Annotated in this window: 11 protein-coding genes and 4 tRNA genes; 3 read left to right on the forward strand and 12 right to left on the reverse strand. The window is 31.4% G+C overall.

Going from position 1 to position 14608, the window contains the following annotated elements:
- Positions 1–97: 97 nt before the first annotated feature.
- The 3 genes from ACFVRR_RS24045 to ACFVRR_RS24055 form a co-directional block, all read right to left on the reverse strand.
- Positions 98–171 (reverse strand) — tRNA-Gly (locus ACFVRR_RS24045).
- A gap of 5 nt (positions 172–176) precedes the next feature.
- Positions 177–253: transfer RNA gene (locus ACFVRR_RS24050), tRNA-Pro, on the reverse strand.
- 5 nt (positions 254–258) lie between these two features.
- Positions 259–335, reverse strand: a tRNA-Arg gene (locus ACFVRR_RS24055).
- Positions 336–893: 558 nt separating this feature from the next.
- On the opposite strand from ACFVRR_RS24055, the gene cls reads away from it, so the two are divergent.
- A complete protein-coding gene (gene cls, locus ACFVRR_RS24060) occupies positions 894–2339 on the forward strand; it encodes a cardiolipin synthase (RefSeq protein ID WP_387333270.1) in 1446 nt (481 codons plus the stop codon).
- Positions 2340–2473: 134 nt separating this feature from the next.
- Positions 2474–3343 (forward strand): M15 family metallopeptidase, encoded by an 870-nt coding sequence (locus ACFVRR_RS24065; protein ID WP_387333272.1) that lies wholly within the window; start codon positions 2474–2476, stop codon positions 3341–3343.
- Here ACFVRR_RS24065 and ACFVRR_RS24070 read toward each other — a convergent pair.
- The 3 genes from ACFVRR_RS24070 to ACFVRR_RS24080 form a co-directional block, all read right to left on the reverse strand.
- Complete coding sequence (locus ACFVRR_RS24070; protein ID WP_387333274.1) at positions 3320–3715, reverse strand: UTRA domain-containing protein; 396 nt, start codon at positions 3713–3715, stop codon at positions 3320–3322. The two genes, ACFVRR_RS24065 and ACFVRR_RS24070, sit on opposite strands and share 24 nt — an antisense overlap.
- A 140-nt stretch (positions 3716–3855) precedes the next feature.
- Positions 3856–3938, reverse strand: a tRNA-Leu gene (locus ACFVRR_RS24075).
- An 83-nt stretch (positions 3939–4021) separates the two neighbouring features.
- On the reverse strand, positions 4022–4840 hold the full coding sequence (locus ACFVRR_RS24080; RefSeq protein ID WP_387333276.1) for an NUMOD3 domain-containing DNA-binding protein: 819 nt from the start codon (positions 4838–4840) through the stop codon (positions 4022–4024).
- Between the two features lie 221 nt (positions 4841–5061).
- On the opposite strand from ACFVRR_RS24080, the gene ACFVRR_RS24085 reads away from it, so the two are divergent.
- Entirely contained in the window at positions 5062–6036 is a 975-nt protein-coding gene (locus ACFVRR_RS24085; RefSeq protein WP_387333278.1) for an Abi family protein, read from the forward strand.
- A gap of 181 nt (positions 6037–6217) precedes the next feature.
- On the opposite strand, the gene ACFVRR_RS24090 is transcribed toward ACFVRR_RS24085, so the two are convergent.
- The 6 genes from ACFVRR_RS24090 to ACFVRR_RS24115 all read right to left on the reverse strand — a co-directional run bounded on the left by ACFVRR_RS24090 (position 6218) and on the right by ACFVRR_RS24115 (position 14384).
- Positions 6218–8134, reverse strand: coding sequence for a hypothetical protein (locus ACFVRR_RS24090; RefSeq protein WP_387333280.1), 1917 nt, complete (start codon positions 8132–8134; stop codon positions 6218–6220).
- Entirely contained in the window at positions 8122–8652 is a 531-nt protein-coding gene (locus ACFVRR_RS24095) for a hypothetical protein (protein ID WP_387333282.1), read from the reverse strand. Before ACFVRR_RS24095 ends, ACFVRR_RS24090 begins: the two co-directional genes overlap by 13 nt.
- Entirely contained in the window at positions 8639–9880 is a 1242-nt protein-coding gene (locus tag ACFVRR_RS24100) for a hypothetical protein (protein WP_387333284.1), read from the reverse strand. The genes ACFVRR_RS24095 and ACFVRR_RS24100 overlap by 14 nt, the downstream gene beginning before the upstream one ends.
- A gap of 394 nt (positions 9881–10274) precedes the next feature.
- Positions 10275–10502, reverse strand: coding sequence for a hypothetical protein (locus ACFVRR_RS24105; protein WP_387333286.1), 228 nt, complete (start codon positions 10500–10502; stop codon positions 10275–10277).
- A 91-nt stretch (positions 10503–10593) separates the two neighbouring features.
- On the reverse strand, positions 10594–12237 hold the full coding sequence (locus ACFVRR_RS24110) for a phage major capsid protein (RefSeq protein WP_387333288.1): 1644 nt from the start codon (positions 12235–12237) through the stop codon (positions 10594–10596).
- 788 nt (positions 12238–13025) lie between these two features.
- On the reverse strand, positions 13026–14384 hold the full coding sequence (locus ACFVRR_RS24115; protein ID WP_387333290.1) for an IS1182 family transposase: 1359 nt from the start codon (positions 14382–14384) through the stop codon (positions 13026–13028).
- Positions 14385–14608 lie beyond the last annotated feature (224 nt).

Here is a 14608-nt window from a genome sequence, read left to right on the forward strand (position 1 = left end):
CAAACTCTCCATAAAAGTTAAGTTTAAATCTTGTATTGCTCAAAAAACTAATAATTGACGTTTACTTCATGTTTTGTTTAGTTTTCAAAGTTCATAATGGAGCGGGTGATGGGAATCGAACCCACGACCGAAGCTTGGAAGGCTTCTATTTTACCATTAAACTACACCCGCGAAAATGGTCGGGAAGACAGGATTTGAACCTGCGACCCCCTGGTCCCAAACCAGGTGCTCTACCAAGCTGAGCCACTTCCCGTAATATGGCGCGCCCGAAAGGACTCGAACCCATAACCTTTTGATCCGTAGTCAAACGCTCTATCCAATTGAGCTACGGGCGCATATTGTAAAGTGTGTCGTCTTCGTTAGCGACTTTTACAGTTTATAACATCCAACTGTTTATGTCAACACTTTTTTAAAAGTTTTTTTAAACTTTAAAAGCTTACTACGATAAGCTCTCGTTGACTGCGTTAACTTGTCTGACGTGACTTAAACTATATTAAAGCATCGAACATTCAATGTCAACACTTTTTAAACAAAAAAAAGCACGAGTTTATTTACCTATTTGATTTAACTGGTTTTAGAGCCTTCTTAAGTTATTAATGTAGCTTTAATCAGTACATATTTAACGTTTCTGACATAGTACTACTCAACAATAACTGAATTACTATAGTACAATTTAAGGACAGGCCCTGATAAAAAATAGAGCAATCCCTTTTTCTCATAATAAGTTCTATGTTTCATTTTTTGATTTTTTAACGAGATAGAATCGGTATAAATAATATGTAATATGAAGTGTTTTAGAATACTTTGTACTTTTAAATAAAAAATATTATTAATGAGCATAAAAAAGATATTAAACTAAAATAAGGAAATTTAACTAATAGGAAGTGTGAAAAATGGATATTAATAATTTACTTACAATCCTCCTTATCATCAATATAATTCTAGCAGGAGTACTAGTATTTATTGAAAAAAGAGATGTTGTCGCCACATGGGCGTGGTTAATGATCTTACTTTTTATACCTATAGTGGGATTTTTACTATATCTATTTTTAGGTAGACAGCTAAAACAAAAGAATTTCTACCATCTATCGACCAAAGAAAGAACTTATCTACAATTGGCGGTTACAGACCAGGCTAATAAAATTCATAATGATCAAAGTTTTCTTCAAGATGAGCTACTATCAAAGCATTCACAAATAATTATGATGAATTTAAAATCAGCTAACGCTTTATTAACGATAGATAACGAAATCCACACGTTTCGAGATGGACACGAAAAATTCAATTCTCTATTTAAAGACATTCAACTTGCCCAAAAAGAAATTAATATCCAGTACTATATCATCCAGCGTGATTCATTAGGAAAGAAACTTAGAGATGAACTTTCAAAAAAAGCGGCAGAAGGTGTGAAAGTACGAGTCCTGTATGATGACATTGGTTCAAAAAGAATCACCCCTTCTTTTTTCAAAGAACTTATTAAACATGGTGGTGAGGTAAGAGCTTTCTTCCCTTCTTTTTTAAGACTAATCAATTTTCGATTAAATAATAGGAATCACAGAAAACTATGTATTATTGATGGAAGAATTGCTTATATAGGAGGATTCAATATTGGAAATGAATATCTTGGTATTGATGAAAAATTTGGTTATTGGAGAGACACTCATTTTCGTATAATGGGAGAATCAGTTAACCAAATTCAAGGTAGATTTATTTTAGACTGGCAACAAGCTACTAATCAACCTATACATAATATAGAAGAATTCTCATTTAATAATGAAAAAAATATTGGAAGTACCCCTATCCAAATAGTCGCAAGTGGACCAAATTCAGAGACAGAACACTTAAAAAACATGTATGTTAAGTTAATTATGTCTGCCAAAAAATGTGTTTATATTCAAACACCGTATTTTATTCCAGATACAAGCATTATGGACGCATGCAAAATCGCAATTTTATCTGGTATCGATGTAAGAATAATGATTCCAAGTAAACCTGATCACCCATTCGTGTATTGGGCATCTCTATCGTACGCTGGAGAACTTTTATCGTATGGGGCAAAAATATTACTTTACGAGAATGGTTTTTTACATGCTAAAACAATCGTTGTTGATCATGAAGTAGCTTCGGTAGGAACTACGAATATTGATACACGTAGCTTTAAATTAAATTTTGAAATAAACGCGATTACCTATTCAGAAGAAAAAGCTTCTGAGCTACAAAATCTTTTTTTACTTGATAGTAAACATAGTAGTGAGCTTACAATTGAAAAATATCAAAAGCGATCAGTCATAATCAAGTTAAAAGAAGCAATCTCTCGCCTCTTATCTCCAATATTATAAATAAAAAAAACATTACTTAACGGTAATGTTTTTTATTTTATCTTTATAGTTTCAAACTGAAAGGTAATGTGAGCATTTCTGTAGAATAATCGTTATAGTTAAAAGATTATTAAAAAATTAAAGAAGGTGAAATTATGAGTATTATTAAGAAGATAGTTGTAGTTTTTATAACTCTTTCATTCCTATCGATAAGTTTCTTTACAAATCCAACTTCTACCTATGCAGCAAATAAAGTTTATACTGTAACTGCAAATAAATTAAATGTCCGTAGTGGGCCTAGTACATCATATAAGTTGATCGGTTCAGTTAAAAAAGGTCAACTTTTAATGGTTATTAAAAAACACTCCAATGGATGGTATAAAATTAAGTTTAAAAAATCATCAGGATTTATAAGTGGAAAATATGTGACGGCGGAGTTCACTAATGTTAAATCATTAGATAAAAGTATTATTGTTGACTTGAAATATAACACAACTAATAACTTTACTGGCAAACGTATTTATAATTTTAGTCAAGCAATACTTAGGACAAGCACAGCAAAAATGTTAGCAAAAGCAAACGTAATCCTTAAAGAACAAGGATATACTATTAAAGTTTGGGATGCTTATCGTCCTTTATCTGCACAACAAACACTTTGGAACGCATATCCTAATTCGAATTATGTAGCTAAACCTGATCCTAAAAATATCCGTGGACACCAACTTGGCGCAACGGTGGATATTACAATATGTACTTTAGATGGAAAAGAAGTACAAATGCAATCTAAATTCGATGATTTTTCTTCACGAGCATCTCGAAGTTATAAACGAAGCAGTGAACAGGAAAAGAATTATCAAATTATGGATAAGGCAATGAGACAAGTAGGTTTTGTAGGCTATTCTAAAGAATGGTGGCATTACTCAGATAATAATCAAAACTTTAAAGCAATAAAAGTGAGTTTTTTTATAAAAATATATATTCTATTTAAAATAGAATTATCTCTATTTTGTCCGATGAACGGTTAAGGTTACTTTACTTGTTTCACACATAAATGTTGAAAGGTGGGCAGGTTCCTCATTTGAATCATAGGCTATTTTTAGGATCTTAAAGAGATTGGCTCCTATATCGCATTCAAGGTAATTAGCATATACTTTTGTCGTACCGATTACGTCGATAATTTTATCGTTGCTTAGGATTTCCGTATTATAGTCCTTTGAGAGTACTTTATATGTGGATTCATCTGTTGCAATTTTCTTTTCCAAATCAGGAAAACGAATTAGTGAGTAATGTGCAATATCATAAAAAAGTGGACGGTCGTTCACATACATAAGTCGCTCAAGCTCCAGTACGCGACTTCCTTCCTCAATCTTGAAATAATGTCCAGATTCTTCATTCAAACAGTGATATAGGATAAGATTATCCTATACTTCTAAAGCTAAATGCCTAACTCAGCCAAAAAAATCTAGACAATATTGAACACAAAAAAAAGACCTCTACATTCCGTAGAAGTCTTATAAAACTTTTATATTTAATGTGATGCGGCCGAGAGGACTTGAACCTCCACGGAGAAACCTCCACTAGGCCCTCAACCTAGCGCGTCTGCCATTCCGCCACGACCGCGTGTATACCAACGACTTCAGCAATTTCTATCGCTTAAATCGTTACTAGATTAATTATAAAGTCACGTATGGCAGTTGTCAAAACTATTGTACAAAATAATACTTACCATCAAACAATTCATTAGTTTTAAAATATTTGTCTGCTATTCTTTGAGCAGAGCGACTACTACTTCCATAACCTTTCTCGGTATGAAGCCAAATTCCAACCTGGTATTTTGCAGATACTGACAAAATAATGTTTTTATCATTATCCAATACTAAACATTTTTTCGCATTATTAGTATTTCCTTTTAAAAATTCTTTGCTCCTCTCTGACATCTTCCTCTTCGTTTCATTAGTATGTTTTTTACCAGTAAATCCGATATTATTATTTTCCTCTGATTTTGTTCTTATATTTTTCTTAGGCAATGCTAGTTTAATTCGTTCTAGTTCCTCTTTTTGAAGCTTTGGTAAAACTTCAATTTTTTCTTTAATTTGTTCAACTTCTTTCCTTTCATCTGATTCGTATTTTTGTCTTAAAGCTCTCCTCATGTTTTTGACATGCTGTTCAGATAATGTTTTTCCTTTTAATGAATCGCTTAATTTTTTTCGAGTAATTTTCATTTCTTCTTTTGTTCTTCTATTATATGTATCTCCACCAGATCCACTAATACGAATGTTCGCTTTAGCTTGGCCCATTCTCTTATAGTAAGAAATCAGTTTCTTCTCTAAATGAGAGGCTACTGATTCAGAAAGTCCCATTTCCAAAATTCTAACAGCACAAGGATATGTATTTACAGTTCTTAAAAAAGGCTCATTTCTTTTTGACATAGAAAATCTACGTTTTCCTAATCCTTTTCCAATATAAAAAATTTCTAAGTTATCAATTTTGTACCAAGCATATACATAATAATTATTTTCCATTCCTATCACCTCAAGGAAAGTTTTTATATCCAGTGAATTCAAAATGTAAACTTATGGAGAAATATATTTAAAAATAACTGGAGTATTTCATTTAAAACAAATAATAATATATACCTTCAACCGGAATAGATAAACATAAAATAAAAGTTTACTTACTATACTTAATTATTCGAAATCCCTTATAATATAGTAAAAAAAGCTGAATACGGGAGCGGTTTAACTTGGTTAGAGGAAAAACTACAAATGGATTAATGCGTCACTTAAGAGACACACATAATATATCAATATCGGGAAGTAAGAATAAAAAAGATTTGTTAAACATGGGTTATTACCACGGATATAAAGGTTATCGTTTTATTGGTCAATCTCAAAATAAAATACCTTTTACTAACTTTGATGAGGTAGTAGCAGTACATCAATTCGATACAAATTTAAAAACTTTGTTGTATCCAAACATTATGCTAATTGAAACAGCTATTAAGAACTACACTTTAAATACTTTAATCGGTCTCGGACCAGTTGACTTTGAACACGTTTTTTCTCATCTGTTAAATGATTATAAAAAGTATTCTGTAGGTAATAGTAAGTACAGAGATAAAATGAAAAAAAGGTTGGATTTAAGGGATAAAATTCATGAGTCGATTACTTACAATTACTCTGATCAAAAGGCGGTCATACAGCACTTCTTCCACAATAATAAACCTATTCCTTTATGGGCGATATTTGAAGTTATAAATTTAGGAGTTTTTGGTTTCTTCTTACAATGCTTGAACCAGGATACTAGAATAGCAATTACAGAAGATTTAGGAATGCATAGTACTTCCCATAATCAAAATGGAAGAATCCTTGAGGATATAATATTTCTAATTAAGGAATTACGTAATGCAGTGGCCCATAATTCTGTAGTTTTTGATTGTAGGTTTAAAAAGACTACTCCCCCTGCACGATTGAAGGAATATATCCAAAGCGCAACAGGCATAGCAAATATTATGTTCGATAATATTATTGATTACTTAATTATAGTAATATTCCTATTAAAAAAATTAGGTATACCAAAAACTGATTTAAAAAGAATTGTAAGGAACTTTTCTACTGAGTCAGAAAAGCTCCGAAGTGAGATACCTGTCTCAGTTCATACATCAATAATGGGTTCTAACCTTAGAAATAAAATTAGCAGTTTAATGAATTTTATTTAAATTCCACGTTTACGTATACCCTCCTATGTGGTATCATATATTATAACTAATCGCGGTGTGTAGCTTCGGCTTACACTTAAGGGGACTGGATGCGTCTGGTCCTCTTTTAATTTAAAAACTTCCCATCATTTAATGTTGGGAAGTTTTTGTTTTTTTTCGGAATAAAATTGATATTTTATTATTATTTCTTTTCTAATAATAACTTCTCACTTTTATAAAGGGACCTCCCTCTTTTAAAAGACGAGAATTCTTCTGGATACTTCTTAATTCCAGACGTTAAAATTATTTGGAAATTATCAGTTTCTTTTTCACCCATAATTGTCGTGAATTTAGACATAGATTTCTCTAGGTTTTCTGGATCTATTCCTAAACTCTCAGGAGTATCTATAAGTAAGAATCTTGGAAAAGGAATTTGAATGTCTTCAATTGACATTTTTAATAATGTTAAAAAGTACATTAGTCTTATTGGAACATCTACACTTGCCTCTTTGTATTCACCATCATTTATTACAGGCATATACTTATCCTCATCAATTCTAGCCCTATTAATACCATGCTTTATATCTACTAACAAGCTATTATAAATATCACTGAACTTTGTTACCTGCATATTTATTTCATCTTTTGCATTTCTTTCTCTTTGTTTTAAATCCACATTAATTCCAGAAAGGGTGTTATCAATTATAGTCAATTGTTTTTTTATTTTTTCAAAATTTTGCTTAACCTTATAATATTGTTCAAGAGATATAATATTTTCTTTAATGTTAAATTTTTGTTGTTGAATATCCTTAATCTGGATTACATTAGTGTTCCTTTCTATATCTTCTTTTCCTTCATTAATTAATTTTTGAGTACTTACTTTCTTTTTTTGATAATCCTCTAATTCCTTTTCAAGCATATTTAAATCATCATTACAAGATTGAATAGCTAAATCTAATGTCTCTACTGACTTTTGTTTTGACTTTAGTATCGTTAAATATTCATCTGTGGAATAAAAAAACTTTTCGAATTCACTTTCTTCTACTTCTTTACCACAAATACAATGCCCCTCTTTTCTTTCAACTTTACTTAAGCAATACGGACAAGTATCAGGTGAAAACAAATTTAGCTCTTCATGAGTAAGAATAATTTTTTTTATATGAATCACTTCTAGAATAATATTTTCTCTTATATCTTTAATGTTTTTTATTTCTCTAAATAGTCTATTTATTTTATTCAATTTATCTTCTATAAAAAGCTCTATATCAACTAAGTTTTTTTTCAACTGTCTAATCTTCTCAATATTTTCTGGTGGCTTTTTATCAGACCTTAATAACTCTTCCTCGTTTATTTCCAACCTTTGAAGTTGTAGAAGCTTCTTATCAATTGAATTTTTAATTTCATCTAAGGTTTCTTCATGTAGTTTACCAAAACCAAACTCGTTCGCTAACTCTATAAATCCTTCTTCCCTAGCTTTTAATTTACTCTTTTCTTTTTTAGACTTGTTTAATTCACCAATCAGGTAGTAATACTCAGAAAATTCATGCCCCATAAGCATTTGAAATATTACCTTCCTCATAAATTCTGAATCTGAAATAAAATTCCCATCGTTCCTGGAATCCTTATAAATTTTCTCTGGAACCGTTCTTTGATCATAATAGATTAATCTGAATAAATCTGAAAAATTCAGTTTCGACTGTGACGTTCCTTGGAAAAACTCAACAACGGGAATATCTAACTTTTCTAGTAGCCAATCCGAAAATACTTTAACATCACTCTGTGGTCTATAGATTAAAAAATCTTGTATATTTTCTTTATCTTCAATAAATATTCGATTACTTTCAAAAAATCTTTTAATTTTATATTTTTCTCCACTTATAGAAATCTTAATTAAAACAAAATTATTTGTATCATTTACTATTTCTTTATGTACTTTGCTTTCTCTTTTATCAAATTCCTTAACATAATTCCCTAGAGAAAAGCTAATTAAGTTTGAAAGGGTACTTTTCCCAGATCCATTTTCACCTTCAATTATATTTATACCGTCCTTGAATTCTGGAGATTCATAATAATATTGATCCCCCTCGTATATTAATTTCTCTATCTTTATACGTCCCATATTATCACTCCTCTCTCTTTAAAAAGTTTTTCTATTAAACTCTCAATACTTAAAAAGCTAAGTCTTTGGTAGTAACTTTTAAAACTATTAATATTTTGAATTTCAGTATTAAACATATCTGATTTAAAAAATTCCCTTTTAATAGAATTTCGAGTTAATTTTACATCTATACTTTTCCTAGTATTATTTTTTTCTAATGTTAAATAACCCTTTTTTTCAAGTGTAAATAAAATAGATTTTAAAATTGGCTCCCTTAATTTAGCCTTTATATGAATATCTTCTAACAATTTTATCTCTTCTTCTCTTAATCTTGAATTTTTAGTAACTACCTGCAGAAGATATTTATCAGCTATAAAGGGTAAAATGTATATTAACTTTCTATAGTCATAAAAGTTTGATTTTCCCTCATAACAACTCAATGTATGGAGAATAAGAAGCGAATTATAAGCTATAAAGTAATAGTCACTCTCTTTATTAAACATAATTCTCTTTTTTATTTGATGATTATATTGATCCATAATAAAAACCCTCTTCGTCAAATGATAGAAAACAACTATCTATTAATTCTAAAATTGCTCCTTTAATTGCATCATCACTCGTAATTGCATAGGAATAGTCTCTAGACTTATCTTCTATATGGTTTTTTGCTGCTTCAAATAATTCTTCTAACCAAACATCAATATCTATAACTCTATCTTTGTTAGTTAGTAAATCAACCAACTTTCGTTGACAAGCTTCGAAAACACGGTATCTATAAGAACCTTTTTCTTGATCAGTAAGCTGTTGATATTCTTTAATAATTCCTACTATGTCTCTCGCTTTTAAACCTAATTTCAATTTGTTATATTCAGGATCTACGTCAATAACCTTTTGTTGTATTCCCCTAGTATCGCTAGGTTTAATTAACGTTTCCCAAATGTCATAAATTGGGTCATCCTTTTTTACTAGATCTTTTGATATTCTCAGAAATATATTCTCAACATGAATAGTAGTTACATGTTTAACCAAGGGATCAGTCAATTGCTCATTAGCCGAGAATTTTTCTGTCAGTAAATCAATTATTAAATCTTCTTTATTTGTAACATCAATATACCCAAGGAAGGATCTATTTTTTATTTTATCTACAAGTATTTTTTCTAATTTTTTATCATCATATTGTCCAAATTTCCAGTTTATTCTAGAGAGAAAACTTATCCATCGTTCATTTGTAAACTTCTTTATAACCTCAAGATACCCGTTACCAACTTCATTCTTATACTGCTCCTCGTATTCATACAATAGCCTCTTTTTTATACATTCAATTACATCATCTTCCAATTCGTTATTGACTAAGTACTCTAATATTGCTTTAGACGGCAATGTTATTGATAGTTTTTTTACTGTTGGACTATTTTTTTCTTTTGTATATTCAACATTAGTATAAAAGCAAAAATATAGTGTTTCGCTTAACTCACACTTCAACCAGTTATCTAAAAAAATAATTAAACTATTAGTTACTTCGTTGGACATAAAAGAAAATCTCTTAGCTGGGTCATAATTTTTATCACCCTCAGTATAAGTAATTATCCCATCTGGTGAAACTGTTTTTATATATACATCATCAAGATATTCTGTAGATGCAAACACTGAAATGTTTTCATCATTTTTTTCCATTTGCTCTAGAAGTAGATTTATTGCTCGAAGTCTTTGTAGCCTAAATCCTTTAGACTTATCCCCTGCTTCTCTATCCTTTGTTTTCACGGTCATTATATGTTCCCCTTATCTCCCATTCTCAACATATATAAGAACATTGTACAGAAACTGGTAATATATTCATATATTTTTTCCACTTTTTTGATTATTTCACCACCCCGGGGAGTTTTGGGACGGTTGATAACACCGCACCTCACCTCGTTATTATGGTGTTTTGATCGTTTTTTGCGGGAGGGAGAGGCGATACTCAGGGAACAGGCGGAGTTACCAATCATCATCTCCTCAACAACTTACTACTATAATTCTTACTAACTCTTGATCACTTAACATTATTTATTTGTTTATCATCATGTGTTACTACCATTACAACAATCATACACTTAAGCTATTGTTATGATTTTGCATTTCACATACATCATCGCTATCAACTACTCTTACTACTACTACATCATAAGAACTTCCTAATTACACTATATCCTACCTCTTCAATATCTAAGTGATGTAGTACCTCATTTACCTTGTTGAGCACGTACATTCTGTTTCTTTCAATACTATTAGTATGAAGTACATCAACATAGTACTTAGTAAGTATATTAGCTGCTACTATCCTATATTGCTCTTCAGACATATCAGCTCTTAATTTATTTAAGTACTCTACCTTATCTTCAATATTCATATATATCATCCTCTTCTAAGATTTAGATAAAAATAAAAGAGATCAGAAATTAATCTGAACTCTCATTTAGCGAAAACATTCTCGAACATAATTAAGCTATTACAGTTCCTTTGGCAATAGCTGAGTAATTATGAACTCTTCCGTCGCCGTAGAACTCTGCTACTACTGAAGCTGATCCTCTAAGAGCATTGATTGTATCATTTGTTACAACCTTAACTTCTAGTCCTTTTGTAATACCAACTGTATAGCAATCTTCAATACTGCCAAACAGTACTGGAACTTGTCCGATTGTATCTCCTGCTGCTAATGAACTTGAAATTTCAATTGGAGCACCAAACAACGTAAAAACAATTTTTCCTTTTAACTCGATTTGTTTTACGAAGTAATTACCATTTGTATCTTTAAAGTCAGCTATTTTTTCAAAGAATGGACGAGACATAATCCAAAACGAATTTTCAATTACATCTTCATGAACTGATAAATATACTTTTCGGAGGTTAGAGATTAAAGCAGTTGGTGCAGCTAATGAAAAATCCTTTGATATAACTGATGCATCAGGAGCAATTCCTTTAAATTCATTAGCAGCAGTACCAGTTAGAATTGACTTTTCAATTGCTTTACCAACTCGACGTACTAGCAATTCTTTAGACTGTTGAGATAAATCAACTCCAGAATCGAACATTAATTGTTTAGACATAGACAGTGATAATCCAACTCGTTTTTGTTTCATTACAGAAAAGTTATTCAAGTTTAAAGCTAATTCTGGAACGTCTGACCCTTCATCAATGAACTTAGCTAAATCTAAATTTGTTTCATACGGAATTTTCATTTCTAATCCTTTGAACAGAATCTTACGAGTTTTATCATAGACTTTTGATGTACTTTCTAGTTTCTTAACAATTTGATCAACTAACTTCGGACTTACTGGAGCTCCGTTTGCTTCTACTACCAATGCACGCTCTTCGTTTTTCATTTCTTTTTCCTCCATTTTTGTTTGTAAATTTCGTAGTTCATTTTGTAAGTTGGATAGCTTTGATTTTTCATGAAGAACTATTTCTTTGAAAGCTAGTGATACTGGCTTAATTTTCAAAGTGTTTTCTGCAAGATGAACTTCATCTTCTTGTCTAATGATTTGACTTTCTAATTTTGCAATTCGAAGACTTAACGGAAGCTCTTTAACTTCTTTCTTTTCATCTTCAATATTTTTAATCTCTGGATCTTCAACAATATCAATAGCTCTTGCTGCAATAGTTGACTGACTGTATGCAGGGTCTTTAACTGCTGATACTTCAAATAGTTCAAGCTCATGAACTGTTCGTTCATAAATTCCTGAAGTAGTCTTATTCCAGGTATCTTTGATAACTCTGAATCCAAAACTCATATTTCGATAGATTCCCGATTTAATGAGTTCGTAAGTATCTTTCCCCCATGAAGTTGGAGTAATTGTAGCTGTCATTTTTAGACCAACTGAATCTTCTTCTAGTTTCAAAGAATTGTTTTTAGTAGAAGAAAGAATTCGATCATGTTTATGTCCATCTAAAAAGTCAATATCTCTCGTTCGATTTGTGATTGCTCTAGCAAAAGCACCCTTAGAAATTTTTTCTCTAAATTTTTGAGATGAACCTAAAACTTCACTGAATTGTTCTGTCTTATTGACATACCCTGATACAGTTAGTTCATTTTCAGACACTAAAGTAGAATCGTTCATACGTAATTCAAATTTTTGATTGCTCATTTGACTTCAAACCTTCCGTTCTTATTGCTGATAATTCAGCATCTATTTGCAAGTATCTATATACATAAAAAAAGACGTATCCGAAGATACGCCAAGTAAAGAATCTACTCAAGGCCCTTAAACTTGAGCAGTTTAAACAAAGCTTTAAATATGAAAAGAATCTTCTTGAAAATAAACTTCCTTAATAAGAAAGACTTATTATCATAAGTAAATTTTTAGTCGCTACTTAGTAGCGCCAATTTATATTTATATAATTTAATTTTAAAATAAAAAAAAGACTTACCAAAATTAATTGATAAGTCTAGTTTCGCTTGTCCTAAACAAGTTTTATCCGAGATAGACACAACTCTACTCAAGACAATGAAAAACAAAAATCGAAAACAAAAAAAAAGAGGAAATATGGCTGCATGTGATTGAAGCACACAAATATATTTGTATCATTAGTTTTTAAGGAGGTTCGAGAGTTGTAGGAATGACAGAGCTCTCGAATTTTCAAAATGAATTTAAAAAAATTAATCGAACAACAATTAAAGAAGTAGTACAACTAATAGGAGTAAGCTGTAGTACTAACTTGTTTTTATAAACAACTCACCTATTAATATTATATATAAAATGACTTTTCTAGACGAATCTTTGCTTTGAAAAGCAACATTTTTAAAACTAAAAAAGACTGTCTAATTAGACAGCCACAGATTGTCGACAAAAGGGATTCGGAATGGTCTTATTCCGAATCCCTTTTGTCATTTTTTTGTATTTTGAGTGAGAATAGACTACTATTATCCTCATTTTTATGCTGTTTTTTGGCCACTCCATGTCCAGGTGGCCATCTTCTTTAAATTCATGGATGCAAAAGTAAGCATCGCCTGCATCGACAATTTTTTAAGTCCCCTTAAAGTTGTCCATCGCATGCCATGCTTTTCTTTCGCATCTGCGAAAACACGTTCAATCGTTTCTTTTCTCTTCGCATAGATTGGTTTTACTTCTTCATGATGACGAAGGTGTTCTACTTCCTCGATGTACTCTTGCCAAATGTGACGAGTCACCACTTTTTGGTGATCTTTACTCTCCGTACATTGCGCCAAAAATGGGCACGTCGCACAAATCTTTTTTGGTGATTTGTATTCACGATAGCCTTCTTTCGTAGTTGTCGAATAAGCCAAAACCTCTCCCGCAGGACAAAGATAACAATCATAGTGCTCATCATAAACATATTCGTGTTTTCGGAAAAAACCTTCTTTTGTTCGTGGTCGAGTGTATGGTAAAGCTGGAGTCATTTCGTTATCAATCAAGTATTTCGCAATAGCTGGTGTTTTGTATCCTGCATCTGCCGCAACCGCAGTTGGCTTTCCAACTTTCTCAATCACTTCTTTTACTAATGGTTCCAACATTTGACTATCATGTACGTTCCCCGGAGTCACAATACTTCCTAATACAAAGCCGTTTCGATCTGAAGCTGCATGAAAAGAGTAGGCAAATTGTTTGGTCCGTTCATCTTTTACATAGTAGCCACTCTCTGAATCAGTTTTACTCTCTTTGATTTCTTTTTGTTCTTCTTTCTCAAACTTGTCCGGGGAAAACGGCTTTTTTCCATGGTCTTCACGATCTTCATTAATTTCTTGATTGAGTTGATCTTGATAAGCCCGAGTCTCTTTGCGAACGACTTTCTTTTCAAATTTATGCTTATTTGCGCTGGCTTTCACATGGGTGGAATCAATAAAAACGTGTTCAGAACTAATTAATCTCTTTTCGGCAGCCAATTTTAAAATACGATAGAAAATCTGTTCAAATAAATCGGAATCTTGAAATCGACGCTCATAGTTTTTACTAAAGGTTGAAAAGTGAGGTACTTTATCATAAAAGCCATAGCCTAAAAACCAACGATAAGCCATGTTTGTTTCAACTTCTTCAATTGTTTTACGCATGGAGCGAATACCAAATGTATATTGAATAAAGGTTAACTTAATTAAAATAACCGGATCAATGCTTGGGCGACCAACAGGAGAATACATGTCTTTCACTAAATCATAAATAAAAGAAAAATCGATTGATGCTTCTATTTTACGGACTAAGTGATTATCAGGTACAAGTTGGTCGAGCGCGATCATTTCCAATTGATCTCTTTGAATTGAATGATGTTTTGAAAGCATGTATCTCACCTCAAGAAATTTTATTAATTCTATTTTAAAACAAAAAAGACTGTAGGCAAACTCGATTTTCATCGAGTTTGTCTACAGTCTGAGACTGTCTAATTAGACAGCCATTCTATATTGTTGTTCAACTAGTCGAGTAGAATGGAGTCTTTTACCTTTCGGTAATTGAACTCCAAACCCTCTCAGAACCGTGCTTGCACTATTAATGCACACGGCTCCTC

Origin of the sequence: Gottfriedia sp. NPDC057948, from assembly GCF_042887255.1 — a bacterium.
In the GTDB taxonomy this organism is placed as follows: Bacteria; Bacillota; Bacilli; order Bacillales; family Bacillaceae_G; genus Gottfriedia.

Excerpts from the sequence above, each read along its gene's own strand:
- ACFVRR_RS24065 (WP_387333272.1), top strand. The coding sequence starts at position 2,474 with ATGAGTATTATTAAGAAGATAGTTGTAGTTTTTATAACTCTTTCATTC.
- ACFVRR_RS24110 (WP_387333288.1), bottom strand. The coding sequence starts at position 12,237 with ATGAGCAATCAAAAATTTGAATTACGTATGAACGATTCTACTTTAGTG.
- ACFVRR_RS24115 (WP_387333290.1), bottom strand. The coding sequence starts at position 14,384 with ATGCTTTCAAAACATCATTCAATTCAAAGAGATCAATTGGAAATGATC.
- ACFVRR_RS24095 (WP_387333282.1), bottom strand. The coding sequence starts at position 8,652 with ATGGATCAATATAATCATCAAATAAAAAAGAGAATTATGTTTAATAAA.
- ACFVRR_RS24090 (WP_387333280.1), bottom strand. The coding sequence starts at position 8,134 with ATGGGACGTATAAAGATAGAGAAATTAATATACGAGGGGGATCAATAT.
- ACFVRR_RS24080 (WP_387333276.1), bottom strand. The coding sequence starts at position 4,840 with ATGGAAAATAATTATTATGTATATGCTTGGTACAAAATTGATAACTTA.
- cls (WP_387333270.1), top strand. The coding sequence starts at position 894 with ATGGATATTAATAATTTACTTACAATCCTCCTTATCATCAATATAATT.
- ACFVRR_RS24100 (WP_387333284.1), bottom strand. The coding sequence starts at position 9,880 with ATGACCGTGAAAACAAAGGATAGAGAAGCAGGGGATAAGTCTAAAGGA.
- ACFVRR_RS24105 (WP_387333286.1), bottom strand. The coding sequence starts at position 10,502 with ATGAATATTGAAGATAAGGTAGAGTACTTAAATAAATTAAGAGCTGAT.